General features: G+C 48.7%; 11 protein-coding genes. 5 read left to right on the top strand and 6 right to left on the bottom strand.

Annotated features, from left to right (window positions below):
- Positions 1 to 397: 397 nt before the first annotated feature.
- A complete protein-coding gene (locus tag AACR41_RS00845; RefSeq protein WP_030008228.1) occupies positions 398 to 1,231 on the bottom strand; it encodes an acyl-CoA desaturase in 834 nt (277 codons plus the stop codon).
- Positions 1,232 to 1,639: 408 nt separating this feature from the next.
- Here AACR41_RS00845 and AACR41_RS00840 point away from each other — a divergent pair, with 408 nt between their 5' ends.
- Positions 1,640 to 2,869 carry a methionine gamma-lyase family protein gene (locus AACR41_RS00840; RefSeq protein WP_030008227.1) on the top strand — a complete coding sequence of 410 codons (1,230 nt, stop codon included), beginning with the start codon at positions 1,640 to 1,642 and terminating at the stop codon, positions 2,867 to 2,869.
- On the opposite strand, the gene rodA is transcribed toward AACR41_RS00840, so the two are convergent.
- From rodA to AACR41_RS00820, 4 genes are all read right to left on the bottom strand, one after another.
- Positions 2,866 to 4,128, bottom strand: a complete 1,263-nt coding sequence (gene rodA / locus AACR41_RS00835; protein ID WP_030008226.1) for a rod shape-determining protein RodA — start codon at positions 4,126 to 4,128, stop codon at positions 2,866 to 2,868. The two genes, AACR41_RS00840 and rodA, sit on opposite strands and share 4 nt — an antisense overlap.
- A 64-nt stretch (positions 4,129 to 4,192) precedes the next feature.
- Positions 4,193 to 5,338: a quinone-dependent dihydroorotate dehydrogenase gene (locus tag AACR41_RS00830; protein ID WP_030008225.1), complete on the bottom strand. Its 1,146-nt coding sequence runs from the start codon at positions 5,336 to 5,338 to the stop codon at positions 4,193 to 4,195.
- 93 nt (positions 5,339 to 5,431) lie between these two features.
- Positions 5,432 to 5,968, bottom strand: coding sequence for a DUF2062 domain-containing protein (locus AACR41_RS00825; RefSeq protein ID WP_012307793.1), 537 nt, complete (start codon positions 5,966 to 5,968; stop codon positions 5,432 to 5,434).
- Positions 5,969 to 6,035: 67 nt separating this feature from the next.
- Positions 6,036 to 6,356 (bottom strand): 2Fe-2S iron-sulfur cluster-binding protein, encoded by a 321-nt coding sequence (locus AACR41_RS00820; RefSeq protein WP_012307792.1) that lies wholly within the window; start codon positions 6,354 to 6,356, stop codon positions 6,036 to 6,038.
- Positions 6,357 to 6,561: 205 nt separating this feature from the next.
- Between AACR41_RS00820 and AACR41_RS00815 the strand changes: the two genes are divergently transcribed.
- Positions 6,562 to 6,738 carry a hypothetical protein gene (locus AACR41_RS00815; protein WP_012307791.1) on the top strand — a complete coding sequence of 59 codons (177 nt, stop codon included), beginning with the start codon at positions 6,562 to 6,564 and terminating at the stop codon, positions 6,736 to 6,738.
- Positions 6,739 to 6,772: 34 nt separating this feature from the next.
- Positions 6,773 to 7,774 carry a zinc-dependent alcohol dehydrogenase family protein gene (locus AACR41_RS00810; protein ID WP_030008223.1) on the top strand — a complete coding sequence of 334 codons (1,002 nt, stop codon included), beginning with the start codon at positions 6,773 to 6,775 and terminating at the stop codon, positions 7,772 to 7,774.
- On the opposite strand, the gene AACR41_RS00805 is transcribed toward AACR41_RS00810, so the two are convergent.
- A complete protein-coding gene (locus AACR41_RS00805; RefSeq protein WP_030008222.1) occupies positions 7,771 to 9,501 on the bottom strand; it encodes an ABC transporter ATP-binding protein in 1,731 nt (576 codons plus the stop codon). The two genes, AACR41_RS00810 and AACR41_RS00805, sit on opposite strands and share 4 nt — an antisense overlap.
- Positions 9,502 to 9,636: 135 nt before the next feature.
- Here AACR41_RS00805 and AACR41_RS00800 point away from each other — a divergent pair, with 135 nt between their 5' ends.
- Together AACR41_RS00800 and AACR41_RS00795 are read left to right on the top strand one after the other, a co-directional pair.
- On the top strand, positions 9,637 to 10,842 hold the full coding sequence (locus tag AACR41_RS00800; RefSeq protein WP_030008221.1) for an aspartate aminotransferase: 1,206 nt from the start codon (positions 9,637 to 9,639) through the stop codon (positions 10,840 to 10,842).
- Positions 10,843 to 11,192: 350 nt separating this feature from the next.
- The coding region (locus AACR41_RS00795; RefSeq protein ID WP_030008220.1) for a DUF262 domain-containing protein at positions 11,193 to 12,363 on the top strand (1,171 nt) is incomplete at its 3' end.

The following is a 12,363-nucleotide window of genomic DNA, read 5'->3' as shown; positions in this document are numbered from 1 at the left end:
GGACGAAGTCTCCAAAATAGTAAGCAACAAAAAATTACATATAATTTCGGGTGTTTATTTGATGAAACACCTTACTTTCGTCTAGGTTCTAGGCAAAAAATGATAGTGAATCTAGACAAATGTGAGAAAAGTTTACCTTTCTTAATAACCTATTTTAGGGGATAAAGGCTGATTTTGCCAAATATTTTTGCCGCCCTCACTCCCCTAAGACCCTTGAAATTACCTTGATCTTGCCCCTAAATGACGCCGCTGTTCACAGCATTGGAGCGGGGCTTTGGGTCAGCATAGATTCTTCAATATCCGAGAAGTAATGAGTCTTGCCAAAAAAATGAAAAGATGCCCCCTTTTCAAAGGACATCTACAACAACTTAACTTTCCAGGATGGTCGTTATTTTTGTTACTTAGCCGGAGCGAGGCGAATATTTTTGGCCAATCCCAAGGCTTGTAGGAAACGAATTGTAATCCAAGTCATATCAATTTCCCACCAGTTGAGACCATGGCGCGCGGAATATTGATAGGCATGGTGATTGTTGTGCCAACCTTCGCCGTAGGTGACAAGGGCAACCCACCAGCAGTTCTTGGAGTGGTCGTTGGACTCATGGCTTTTATAGCCAAATTTATGGGTGGCACTATTCACAAACCAGGTACAGTGGAAAACCACGGCAAGGCGGAGAAACACGCCCCAAATCACGAAAGACCAGCCGTTACCGACCCAGGCTTCTCCCCAGGCATAAAGGGCTAAACCCAAGGCCACCTGGATGAGAACCATGTATTTTTGGCAAAAATTATAGAAAGGATCGTCTTTAATGTCTTTGATGTAGCGATCAATGTCGCCACGGGCGGGAATTTCAAACAGCATCCAACCGATGTGACTCCACCAGAAGCCTTTATTGGAGTCATGGGGATCAGGAGTATGGTCAGAGTGTTTGTGGTGGATGCGGTGTAGCCCAATCCAATCAATCGGCCCCCCCTGACAGGCAAGGGTGCCACAGAAAATCAAGAAATACTCAAGCCACTTTGGTACTTCAAAGCTACGGTGGGACACGAGGCGATGGAACCCTAGGGTAATTCCAATGCCACCGGTAATCCAGTGAAACAATAAAAAGACGCCCACGGCTTGCCAACTAAAGTTACCGGGTAAAAAGGCAAGGAGGGCGACTAGATGGATCAAGCTGAAATAGATAATCGTTGTCCAATCTAGGGGGAGTTTTTGGGAAGTGGCAACAGTCATGAAATATCCTTTCTGGAAATTGTACTGTGGGACATGGTATGCGGAGGCTCCGTATTTTTTCCACTGTCCTACATGATAAACACAAGCACGGCTCAGCAAAGGGAAGATAAGAACACTTTAGAAAGACGGTGCCTATCGTCGGAGAAGTCTTTCAAAGCGAAGCACAAAAATCTTGAAAATTCGGAACTTTGGGCTGAAATAGCGCTTGGGTGTTTTCTAAACTTTACTTTTAGATGTAACCGGGTATTTTCTTCGTTAAATCAGATTTAAATTTAACATTTATTTACGAATTTAATCAAGATTTGCTGAATTTTAGCGCGGAATTATCGGGGCGTCCATTCCCTAGGTTAGAAGTTTGGGGGCTTGGTATGATTGGCTCGCTCTTAATTTTTCGCTGTTCGTTTTTTTATGAATTCTGCTGAGATTGTTCGCCGGGCGATCGCCACCCTGACCCCCACCTTCCAAACCATTGACCAACAAACCCAAACTAATCTCCGCAAAGTTTTGGGAGCCTTTCAAAAATACCGGGTAGGCGTCCACCATTTCAGCAGTGTCAGCGGCTATGGTCACGGGGATCTGGGGCGGGATACCCTCGATCAGGTTTACGCGGAGGTGATGGGTGCAGAAGCGGCTCTGGTGCGGGTGCAGTTGGTTTCAGGCACCCATGCGATCGCCGCTGCCTTGTACGGTGTCTTGCGCCCAGGGGATGAAATGCTCGCCGTGGCGGGTGCCCCCTACGACACTCTTGAGGAAGTGATTGGTTTGCGGGAGGAAGGTCAAGGTTCCCTGGCAGAATTTGGCATTGGCTATCGGCAGTTAGAACTCACCCCCACGGGAGAAATCGATTGGGAGGCCCTCAAGATCGCAATTCGCCCAGAAACTCGTTTGGCTCTAATACAACGTTCCTGTGGTTATTCCTGGCGCAAAAGTCTGTCTACGGCTGAGATTCAGCGCATTGTTGAAATTGTCAAAGCCCAAAATCCGGACACCGTTTGCTTTGTGGACAATTGCTATGGAGAATTTATCGAAACCCAAGAACCCACCGCCGTAGGCGCGGATCTTATGGCGGGATCACTCATCAAAAATCCGGGGGGCACCATTGTCACAGGTGGCGGTTATTTAGCGGGTAAAGCAGATCTGGTTGAAAAAGCGGCCTGTCGGCTTACGGCACCGGGCATTGGGAGTCACGGGGGGGCAACCTATGATCAAAATCGGCTGTTATATCAGGGATTATTTCTTGCGCCCCAGATGGTAGCTGAGGCTGTGAAATGCACTCATTTGGTGGCCACGGTGTTTGCTGACCTGGGCTATGAGGTGCAGCCCCACCCCCTAGAAAAACGCCAGGATGTAATTCAGGCGATTCGGTTGGGTTCTCCGGAGAAATTGTTGGCCTTTTGTCGAGCTTGGCAAAAATTTTCACCCATCGGTTCTTACCTCGATCCGGTGCCAGCACCAATGCCGGGTTACGCTAGTGATTTAGTGATGGCTGGGGGGACATTTATTGATGGCAGTACCTCGGAGTTGTCGGCGGATGGGCCACTGCGGGAGCCCTATATTGTCTTTTGTCAGGGGGGTACCCATTACACTCACGCGGCGATCGCCCTCGAAGCGGTACTAGATGCCTTCAGGGATCTCTAGGGGGTACGGTTGGCGACGGACTGCACCAGACCAATGGCGATGAAATTGGTGAGGAGAGAGGATCGACCATAGCTCAGCCAGGGGAGGGGAATCCCGGTAATGGGCGCAATGCCAATGGTCATACCGACATTAATCAAGACCTGGAACAACACCATCGACAGCACCCCGACAGCGATCAGGGAACCGAAATTATCCTCGGTTTTGCAGGCAATGCGGATCAGGCGTAGGCACAACAGCCAAAATAAAAACATCACGGCGATCGCCCCCATAAAGCCTAATTCTTCGCCAACCACCGAAAAAATAAAGTCCGTGTGTTGTTCCGGGACGTAGTTAAGCTGGGTTTGGGAGCCATGGTAAAGACCCGTGCCCCACAGTTGACCAGAGCCAATGGCAATGCGCGATTGGATGAGGTGATAGCCGCCCCCAAGGGCGTCCTGTTCTGGATTGAGGAAAAGGGTGAGACGGTCTTTTTGGTAGGGTTGGAGCATATTCCAGAGGATGCCAGCCCCGACCCCGGCGATCGCATTGCCCACCATTGCCCCAACGGTGCCGAGCCAGCGCCAAGGGAGGGTTAACCAAGCTGTCAGGCCCATTAAGCCAAACCAAATCAGCCAGACGGGAAAAGCAACCCCAAACAAAATAGCCGACACAATGGGCGAGATAATCAGGAGAATCCAGCCGAAATTGGCATTGGCCCAGTAGAGCATCCCCAGGGTGATCGCCCCGAAAACCAGCGAGGTGCCAAGATCCTGGAGCAAAATTAGACTGCCAGGGATCGCCGCAATCATAAACACCTTCAGTAACATGGGCAACCGTGCCGCCGTATCTTGGTGGAGAGTCGCCGCCAGGGAGAGAATTAAACTCACCTTGGCAAATTCCGAGGGTTGCACATGGAAGCCCGCCACATTAATCCAGCTCTGGGCACCATTAGCACTCACCCCAATGAATAACACCGCAATTAGAGACAAAATACTCAGGCCATAGACTAACCAATGGCCGACAATCATCGTTTGGTAGCGGGAACGGGCGATCGCCAAACAAACCCCTAGACCCACACCACCAGTGACCCAATGTTGCCACCAGTCCGTCGAACCAATATTGAGCTGGGCACTGCGGATCGCCAGACCAGCCAAGATCGTGAGGCCAACGGTGACCGTCATGAGCCACCAATCGATCCCCCACCAGGGGGCTAAAGCATTCACCAGAGGTTCCGCAATATAAGTCTTGAACGGATGACGACGTTGGGAGCGACGAAACATAGAATCATGTCCGAAAAAATCACTCCTATCTTGCCATAGACAGATGGCAGTCAACAGTAATTTGCTAGTTGTGCTTGTTGGCCATCCCAATCGCTTCGGAAATGTGATTGAGATTGTGGGTCTCTAATTTTTCCAACAGACCCCGGAGGATATTGGGGATAATCCAGGGGCCTTTGTAAATCCAGCCCGTATAAAGCTGCAATAAGCTCGCGCCAGCCGTAATTTTTTCCCAGGCATGGTCAGCGGTAAAAATCCCTCCGACGCCAATAATCGGTAAGCTGCCTTGGGTTTGTTCGTAGATGAAGCGAATTACTTCGGTGGAACGTTGGCGCACCGGCGCGCCACTAATTCCCCCCGCTTCCTCGGTGACGGGATTGCCAGTTTTTTCAAGGATTTGAGTCTTGAGGCCGTCGCGTCTGGTGGTGGTGTTGGTGGCAATAATCCCAGCAAGTTGATAGTCCTGGGCAATTTTTACGATATTGGCGATCGCCTCCCAGTCGAGATCCGGGGAAATTTTAATAAAAATCGGCTGTTGTTTTGTATTGGCTTGCTGAAGTGCTTCAAGGATCGGTTGAATTTGTTCTCCTCCCTGTAAAGAACGCAAGCCTGGGGTATTAGGAGAACTCACATTCACCACAAAGTAATCGGCCACCGCTTGCAATGCCTCAAAGCTCCCCAGATAATCCTGGGCCGCGGTCTCAAGGGGGGTCACTTTTGACTTACAGAGATTGATGCCGATGGGAATCGTACGGGGTTCAATTTGCCAACTTTCCCCTAAGGTTTTCGCCATCACTGCGGCCCCTAGATTATTCGCGCCCAAACGGTTGAGGGCAGCTTGATCAGCGGGTAAGCGAAAAAGCCTGGGCAAAGGATTTCCCGGTTGGGCATGGAGGGTCACGGCGCCCATCTCCGCAAACCCAAAACCAAAGCGCGACCACATCCCTGCCGCCATCGCATCTTTATCACAGCCCGCCGAAAGTCCCACCGGATTCGGAAAATCGAGGCCCCAGAGGGTCTGGCTTAAGCGTGGATCCCGGACGCAAAATTCCGCCACCATCTGCTCCTTTGCCAGGCGACTCCAGAGTAAATCCGGCGATCGCTCTAACCAATGGAGGGCGTTAATGAGTTGACGGTGTCCCTGTTCTGGATTGTCCTTAAAGGCTGCCAGGACGAGGGGATAACCGGGTTTTGCAAAGTTCAAGAATGCCATGAGCTTGAGAAGAAAAGAAATGTTGGCTTGAGGAATCGCTTGTCGGGGAACGAGGCCCCAGGAAAATCCTTGAGATGTTGATTAATTAATTTTCTATCGATGATGGTCATGGGGAGGTTGCCGCCGCTGGAACTGCCGGGTCGCCCGGAGCGATCGCCAACGATATATTAGCCAGAGAGAGAGGAAATAGACCGCCACCGCCAAACCCACACCGACCACCGTACAGCCGATAAATAGGGTGCTGATAAAATTCATCCCCGCCAGACTCAAGTCAGACCAGGATTCTAGCTGGGCTTCATCAAAGGTGATCGGCTGTTGGAGTAGCACTTCTCCCACCTGGAAGTTGAAGTAAAAAATGGGCACATAGGTCAAGGGATTACTCACCCAGGTGCCCGCCGCTGCCGTCAGTTTGTTGCCATTAAAAACCGTGGCCAGAAGTAGACCAATGATTGTCTGGAGACCGAAAAGCGGAAAACTCCCGGCAAATGCCCCGCAAGCCCAACCCCTGGCGATCGCCTCTGGTGTGCCTTCTTGCCGTAACACTTTGAGGTACCAATACCGGATCCAACGACGCCAACGGGACAATACATACTTGAACTGTTTGTGAGGCAGCGGTTTCACAGTAACCATACGGATCTCAGCTAAAAAAAATGGGGAATCACTCCCCGAATTGGATGGGTTGAAGTGGAGAAAGAACTTAGGCGCTCTTACCAAATTGGCGATCGTAGACCATTTCTTCCTTATCTGATTCTAGCTTGACGTCAGAACGGGGGTAAGCAACGCAGAGCAGTGCATAGCCTTCGTCTTGTAGCTCAGGAGAAAGCCCGATCCCCTCTTCACGACTGACACTGCCTTCGGTAATCAGTGCCGCACAGGTCGTACAAACCCCAGCACCACAGGAGGTGGGGAGATCAATGTTGTTGGCATGGGCAACATCGAGGATTGTTTGATCTTCTGGAACGTCGATGGTGTAGGTGTTGCCGCGATGTTTAATCTCTACTTTATAGGAGGTGGTCATAGGGGGGATTTTAACAATTATTTTAAGGTTTCTTTCGCTACATATTTTAAAGGATCGCCGCGCTTATTAAGAAATGTCGCTAAATCTAAACCTTAATTGCGTGGTCGCTGAGGCCGCAAAGTTCGGGTGTTAATTTGAAGGGCGAAATTCCCGTTGGAAAATCCTTTTAAAACGCTTTAATTCGTCCATTTCAAGATTAATTCCTATGTATAACGGCAATACTAAAAAAGACTATATCCAAGCTGGCCTTGTGGCTGGTTTAGGGGCTGGGGTGGCCACTTCCTTTGCGGTGGGCCAGGGGCAACATCCGGCGATCGCCTTGGGGATTACCCTGATGGCGGCGGTGTTTGCGATGGTTTGTCACCGTTATGATCTGATTTAGATTGAAATCGCAGTTTAGTTTTTAAAAATCCGCAATGAAGGCGATCGCCATGACCGCAGCGGGGCGCCCCAATGTCCTCCAGCTTATTGAGGTGCCGCAGCCGCAAATCACAACCCCCCAGCAAGTCCTTGTGAAACTCCAGGCGGCGGGGGTGAATCCCATTGATACAAAAGTCCGTAGTCGAGGCACGTTTTATGATGATCCCCTCCCGGCAATTCTCGGTTGTGACGGGGCCGGGATAATTGAGGCGGCGGGCCGTGATGTCGAAAATTTTGCCGTGGGTGATGCTGTCTATTTCTGCGATGGCGGATTGGGGAAAGCAGGCACCGGAAATTACGCCGAATATGCGGTGGTCGATGCCCGATTCATTGCGAAAAAACCAGAAAATTTATCCTTTGCGGCGGCAGCAGCGGCTCCCCTCGTCTTGATCACGGCCTGGGAAGCTTTAGGCGATCGCGCCCGGTTGCAATCTGGCCAAACGGTACTGATCCATGCCGGGGCGGGTGGCGTGGGCCATGTGGCAATTCAACTGGCAAAACTGTGGGGCGCAACGGTCTTTACCACAGTGAGTACCCCCGACAAAGCGCGGTTGGCCCGGCAATATGGCGCCGATGAAGCAATTTTGTACCGCGACGTGGATGTGGCCGAAACAGTACACAAGTTAACCGATGGGGCTGGGGTCGATGTGGCCTTTGATACTGTCGGCGGTCAAGTCTTTTGGGAGACAGTGCCAGCGGTGAAAACCTACGGGGATTTAGTGACGATCCTGGAACCAGATTTTCAGCTTGGCAATCTCAAACAGGCCCGCTTTAAAAATTTACGGATTAGCTTGGAATTGATGCTAACACCGATGCTTACCGGGGATGTGGCCGGACAAATGCACCAGGCCGATATTCTGCGGCAATGTACCCAATGGTTTGAGGCCGGGAAACTCAATATTCACCTAGGCCAAACCTTTCCCCTCGCTGAAGCAGTAAAAGCCCATCAGATGATCGAGCAGGGTTCCACCACTGGAAAAATTGCCCTTACCATTTAGGCAAACTGCTGGGCATGGAATTGGGCATAGCGACCTTGGTGGGCGAGCAATTCATCGTGGGTGCCCGACTCGACAATTTCCCCTTGGTCTAAAACGATAATGCGATCGCTGCTGCGGACAGTGGCCAGCCGGTGGGCAATTACAAACACGGTACGGTCTTGCATAATCCGTTCCAAGGCTTCCTGTACCAGAGCTTCCGACTCCGCATCGAGGGCAGAGGTGGCCTCATCCAAAATTAAAATGCGGGGATTGAGTAAAACAGCCCTGGCGATCGCCACCCGTTGCCGTTGACCACCAGAGAGATTAACGCCCCGTTCCCCCACATAGGTGTGGTAACCCTGGGAGAATTCCGAGATAAATTGGTGGGCATTGGCAATTTTGGCCGCCGCCTCTACCTGTTCTAAGCTAAATTCCGTTTGACCGAAAGCAATATTTTGGGCGATCGTTCCGGAAAAAAGTACCGTTTCCTGGGGGACAATGCCGATCTGCTGACGCAAACTTTTGAGGGTGACGGTGCTAGTATCAATGCCATCGATGAAAATTCTTCCGGCCACCGGATTATAAAAACGAGGTAATAAATTGACTAAGGTCGTTTTGCCCGCCCCCGACGATCCCACCAGGGCAATCATTTCTCCCGGTTGCACTGTCAAATTGATATTTTTTAAGACGGGCTTATCTGCTTCGTAGGCAAAGGAAACATTCTGATAGTCTACTTTCCCCGTCACAGCGGGCAATACCTGGGCATCGGCTGCTTCTAAAACCGTTGGCTGCACGGCCATCAGTTCAAATACCCGATCAACGGAGGCTTCCCCTTCCTTAAACTCGTTGAAATTGCTGGTGGTGATTTGGATTGGGTCAATCAGCAAGGCCACTGCTGCCACATAACTGACGAATTCCGCCGCCGTTAAATTTTCCTGGGCAATCTGCCAGCCCCCCAGGAAAAACAGAAAAATCACCGCCATCGCTTCCAGGAAACCCACCACCACAAATTGCAAGGCTTTAATCTGGGCAGTGCGGAACTTAGCGCGACGGTTTTGTTCGGCTTCCTCGGTGAACCGTTGCAACTCGTAATCTTCAGCGGCAAAGGCTTGCACAAGACGAATCCCATTAAACACTTCCGTCAGTAGAGAAGAAAGGTTAGAGGTGCGAGTTTGGCTGCGGCGGGAAAAATCCAGAAGTTTTTCCCCAAAGGAACCAATCAAAATCGCCATTAATGGCCCAATAATCAAGGCCGCCAGGGTGAGTTGCCAGTTGACATAGAACATATAGCCCAGCACCACGATCAACTGGAGAATGCTGGGCACAAACTGATGGAAAATTTTGTTGATTACTTCCCCCACCCGGTCTACATCTTCCGTGAGGCGGTAGGAGAGATCGCCCGTTTTTGCCCCCTCAAAGTAATTCAAACTGAGACGATGGAGGTGGCCATAGACCTGGGTGCGGAGTTGGAGGGCAATTTTTAGGGCGGCCTTGGCCATTAGGGTATCTTGGCCGTATTGCACCGCCCCCCGGATCAAAAAGATGATCGCTGCCTGGCCTGCTAAGTTGACGATGCCCTGGATATTCCCTGCACCAATGTCGTTGGCCATGTCACCCGCCAGGATCGCCAAAATCGGCCAAAAGACGGTGAAGCCGACGGTACAAATGAGGGCTTGGCCAATGGTGAGCCGCTCGGCCTTGAGATAGGGCAATAACTGGAAATAGCTAGAACGGGGACGGCGTTTCAAGGGAATAGGTCTTTAAAAGGGTGAGCAGACCCATGGTAAGCGAATTCGGCGGCAATTCTTTAAGGAAAAATACATCCTGGGGACTATCGGTGCGATGATGATAGGCTATACCTTTATCTATTTTTTCCGGCTTCGATGAGTGTAGATTGGATTACGAGAGCAGATCGTCTCAGTGCTTTACCGCCCTATGTGTTTGCCCGGTTAGATGAGCTGAAAGCAAGGGCACGGGAACAGGGTATTGATTTAATTGATTTGGGGATGGGTAATCCAGATGGGTTCGCCCCACAAGAAGCCATTGATGCGGCGATCGCCGCCTTTGAGACGGCCCAATTTCACGGTTATCCGCCCTTTGAGGGGACTGCTAGCTTTCGTAAGGCGATCGCCACTTGGTACAAACGCCGCTATGCCGTTGAACTCAATCCCGATAGTGAAGCTCTGCCTCTATTGGGATCGAAAGAAGGTCTTGCTCACCTGGCCCTAGCCTACGTGAATCCGGGAGATACGGTATTGGTGCCGAGTCCCGCTTACCCGGCTCATTTTCGCGGCCCATTAATTGCTGGCGCGAAGATCCACGAAATTATCCTCAAGCCGGAACAGGATTGGGTGATTGATCTCAGCACCATCCCGGAAGAAGTGGCGAAAAAAGCCAAAATCCTCTATTTCAACTACCCCAGTAACCCCACCACTGCTACTGCGCCTCGGTCTTTCTTTGAAGAAGTGGTGGAGTGGGCGCACAAGTATCAGGTGATGCTCGTCCATGACCTGTGCTACGCCGAGCTTTCTTTTGATGGTTACAAGCCCACCAGTTTGCTCGAAATTCCTGGAGGGAACGAGATCGGCGTGGAGTTTCATACTCTCTCCAAAACCTACAACATGGCCGGTTGGCGCGTTGGTTTCGTCGTCGGCAATGCGGACATCATCCAAGGTCTACGCACCCTAAAAACCAACTTGGACTATGGCATTTTCTCGGCGATTCAAAAGGCCGCAGAAGCAGCATTGGGACTACCAGACAGTTACATCCAAGGGGTGCAGGAACGCTATCGGGAACGGCGTGATGCGCTGATCGAAGCCCTAGGGGAAATTGGCTGGAATATTAAACCTTCCAAAGCGACGATGTATCTCTGGGTGCCCTGTCCGCCGAGTATGAATTCTACAGATTTTGCGCTTTATGTGTTGCGAACTACCGGGGTTGTTGTGACTCCAGGCAGTGCTTTTGGGGCTGGTGGGGAAGGTTATGTGCGGATGAGTTTGATTGCCCCTGTTGATCGACTTCGCTATGCTATTAGCCTCTGGAAAAAAGCAGGCATTCACTTCGATATGCTTGCCCCAGAAAATCATTAAATTCATAATATTTTCAGAATGCGTCCTCAACTGTTTGAAAAAGTTGGGGATTTTTTTATGTAATAGATCACGAAAATAGCCTTTGAATCAGAGTAAATAAAAGTCTTATATAGAATATAAATAATTTTCTACATCACTCAATCGATATCGTGAGTACGTCATTGGATAAGAGAAGGTCGAAAAAAGTCAGCTTCATTGAAAGAATATTTTTCTTCATATTAGATTGTTTGTACGAATTATCAAATTTTGTATCTTAGCTCAAAAGGATTCTGAAATTTCACTTAGAGTAGGGAATTAGATAATAATCCACAATATCGTTCCCAATTTTAATTTAGAGAGTAGAAGCTTTTATGTCTAAGCTTAATGTTGATCAGAAAACTATATTTGAATTGTTATCAGATAAAAAAGCAGATTTTCTGATTCCAGATTATCAGCGTCCCTATGCCTGGGACGAAGAACAGTGTCAAACACTCTGGGATGATCTTTTTGCCTTTTCTTTCCCCAATAATAATTATGAAGAATTTGACAAAAACGACGAGTATTTTCTTGGTTCTATTGTCACTTTTAAGAATAGTAATGCACAATCAGAAGTTATAGATGGTCAACAGCGTCTTACTACAATAATGCTTATTTTGCGTGCATTTTATGACAAATTTGCTCATATGAAAGATACTAATTCACAACAAACACGTAACCGGATTGAGAAATGTATCTGGAAGACTGATGAATTTGGTAGTGCCGACAAATCAAAATTAAAAATCAATTCAGAAGTTGCTACGGATAGTGACAAAAATGAATTCCTTGACTTATTAAAAACAGGTTCGGTAAAAACTGGAAGTAAAAGTCAGTATGTTAATAATTATCAATTTTATCAGGGAAAAATAGATATCTTTTTGCATGAATTCGCTAGTTATTTTCCGTATTTTCCAGCAAGAATCTTAGGGAATTGCATCCTTCTACCAATAGAAGCTGAGTCGCAAGACACCGCACTAAGAATATTTTCAACACTCAATGATCGTGGCCTGCCCCTCGCTGATGCTGATATATTCAAAGCTCAGTTCTATAAGTATTATGGTGATATAGATAAGAAGGATGATTTTATTGCTGAGTGGAAAAATCTTGAAGAAATAACAAGCTCTGTTTTTTATCTGAATGCGGGTGCGCCAATGGACGAGCTTTTTGCACGCTATATGTATTTTCTGCGCGCTAAGGAAGGCAATAAAAGCACAACCACTGAAGCATTACGAAAATTTTATGAGCGCAATAAATACCAATATTTCAAAAAATCTGAGACAATCTTTGAATTAAAGTCTCTAGCTTTATTCTGGAAGAGCATTGCGAATCAAGATAAACAAAGATTTTCTGATTTGATTCTCAAGAAGTTATTCGTTTTGACTTACGCGCCAAATGGGATGTGGCAAAATATAGTTTCGGTATATTTTCTGCAAAATCAATCCTCCGATGGCGCATTGGAAGAATCCAAGTTTAGTCTTTTTCTAGATAGAATCACTGCCTTTATTT

Origin of the sequence: Picosynechococcus sp. NKBG042902 (assembly GCF_963864045.1) — a bacterium.
Classification (GTDB): domain Bacteria; phylum Cyanobacteriota; class Cyanobacteriia; order Cyanobacteriales; family MRBY01; genus MRBY01.
This window is presented reverse-complemented; position numbering and strand designations above follow the sequence as displayed.

Bases quoted from the DNA above. Each gene is read 5' to 3' on its own strand.
- AACR41_RS00845 (WP_030008228.1), bottom strand. From the start codon at position 1,231: ATGACTGTTGCCACTTCCCAAAAACTCCCCCTAGATTGGACAACGATT.
- AACR41_RS00840 (WP_030008227.1), top strand. From the start codon at position 1,640: ATGAATTCTGCTGAGATTGTTCGCCGGGCGATCGCCACCCTGACCCCC.
- rodA (WP_030008226.1), bottom strand. From the start codon at position 4,128: ATGTTTCGTCGCTCCCAACGTCGTCATCCGTTCAAGACTTATATTGCG.
- AACR41_RS00830 (WP_030008225.1), bottom strand. From the start codon at position 5,338: ATGGCATTCTTGAACTTTGCAAAACCCGGTTATCCCCTCGTCCTGGCA.
- AACR41_RS00825 (WP_012307793.1), bottom strand. From the start codon at position 5,968: ATGGTTACTGTGAAACCGCTGCCTCACAAACAGTTCAAGTATGTATTG.
- AACR41_RS00820 (WP_012307792.1), bottom strand. From the start codon at position 6,356: ATGACCACCTCCTATAAAGTAGAGATTAAACATCGCGGCAACACCTAC.
- AACR41_RS00815 (WP_012307791.1), top strand. From the start codon at position 6,562: ATGTATAACGGCAATACTAAAAAAGACTATATCCAAGCTGGCCTTGTG.
- AACR41_RS00810 (WP_030008223.1), top strand. From the start codon at position 6,773: ATGAAGGCGATCGCCATGACCGCAGCGGGGCGCCCCAATGTCCTCCAG.
- AACR41_RS00800 (WP_030008221.1), top strand. From the start codon at position 9,637: ATGAGTGTAGATTGGATTACGAGAGCAGATCGTCTCAGTGCTTTACCG.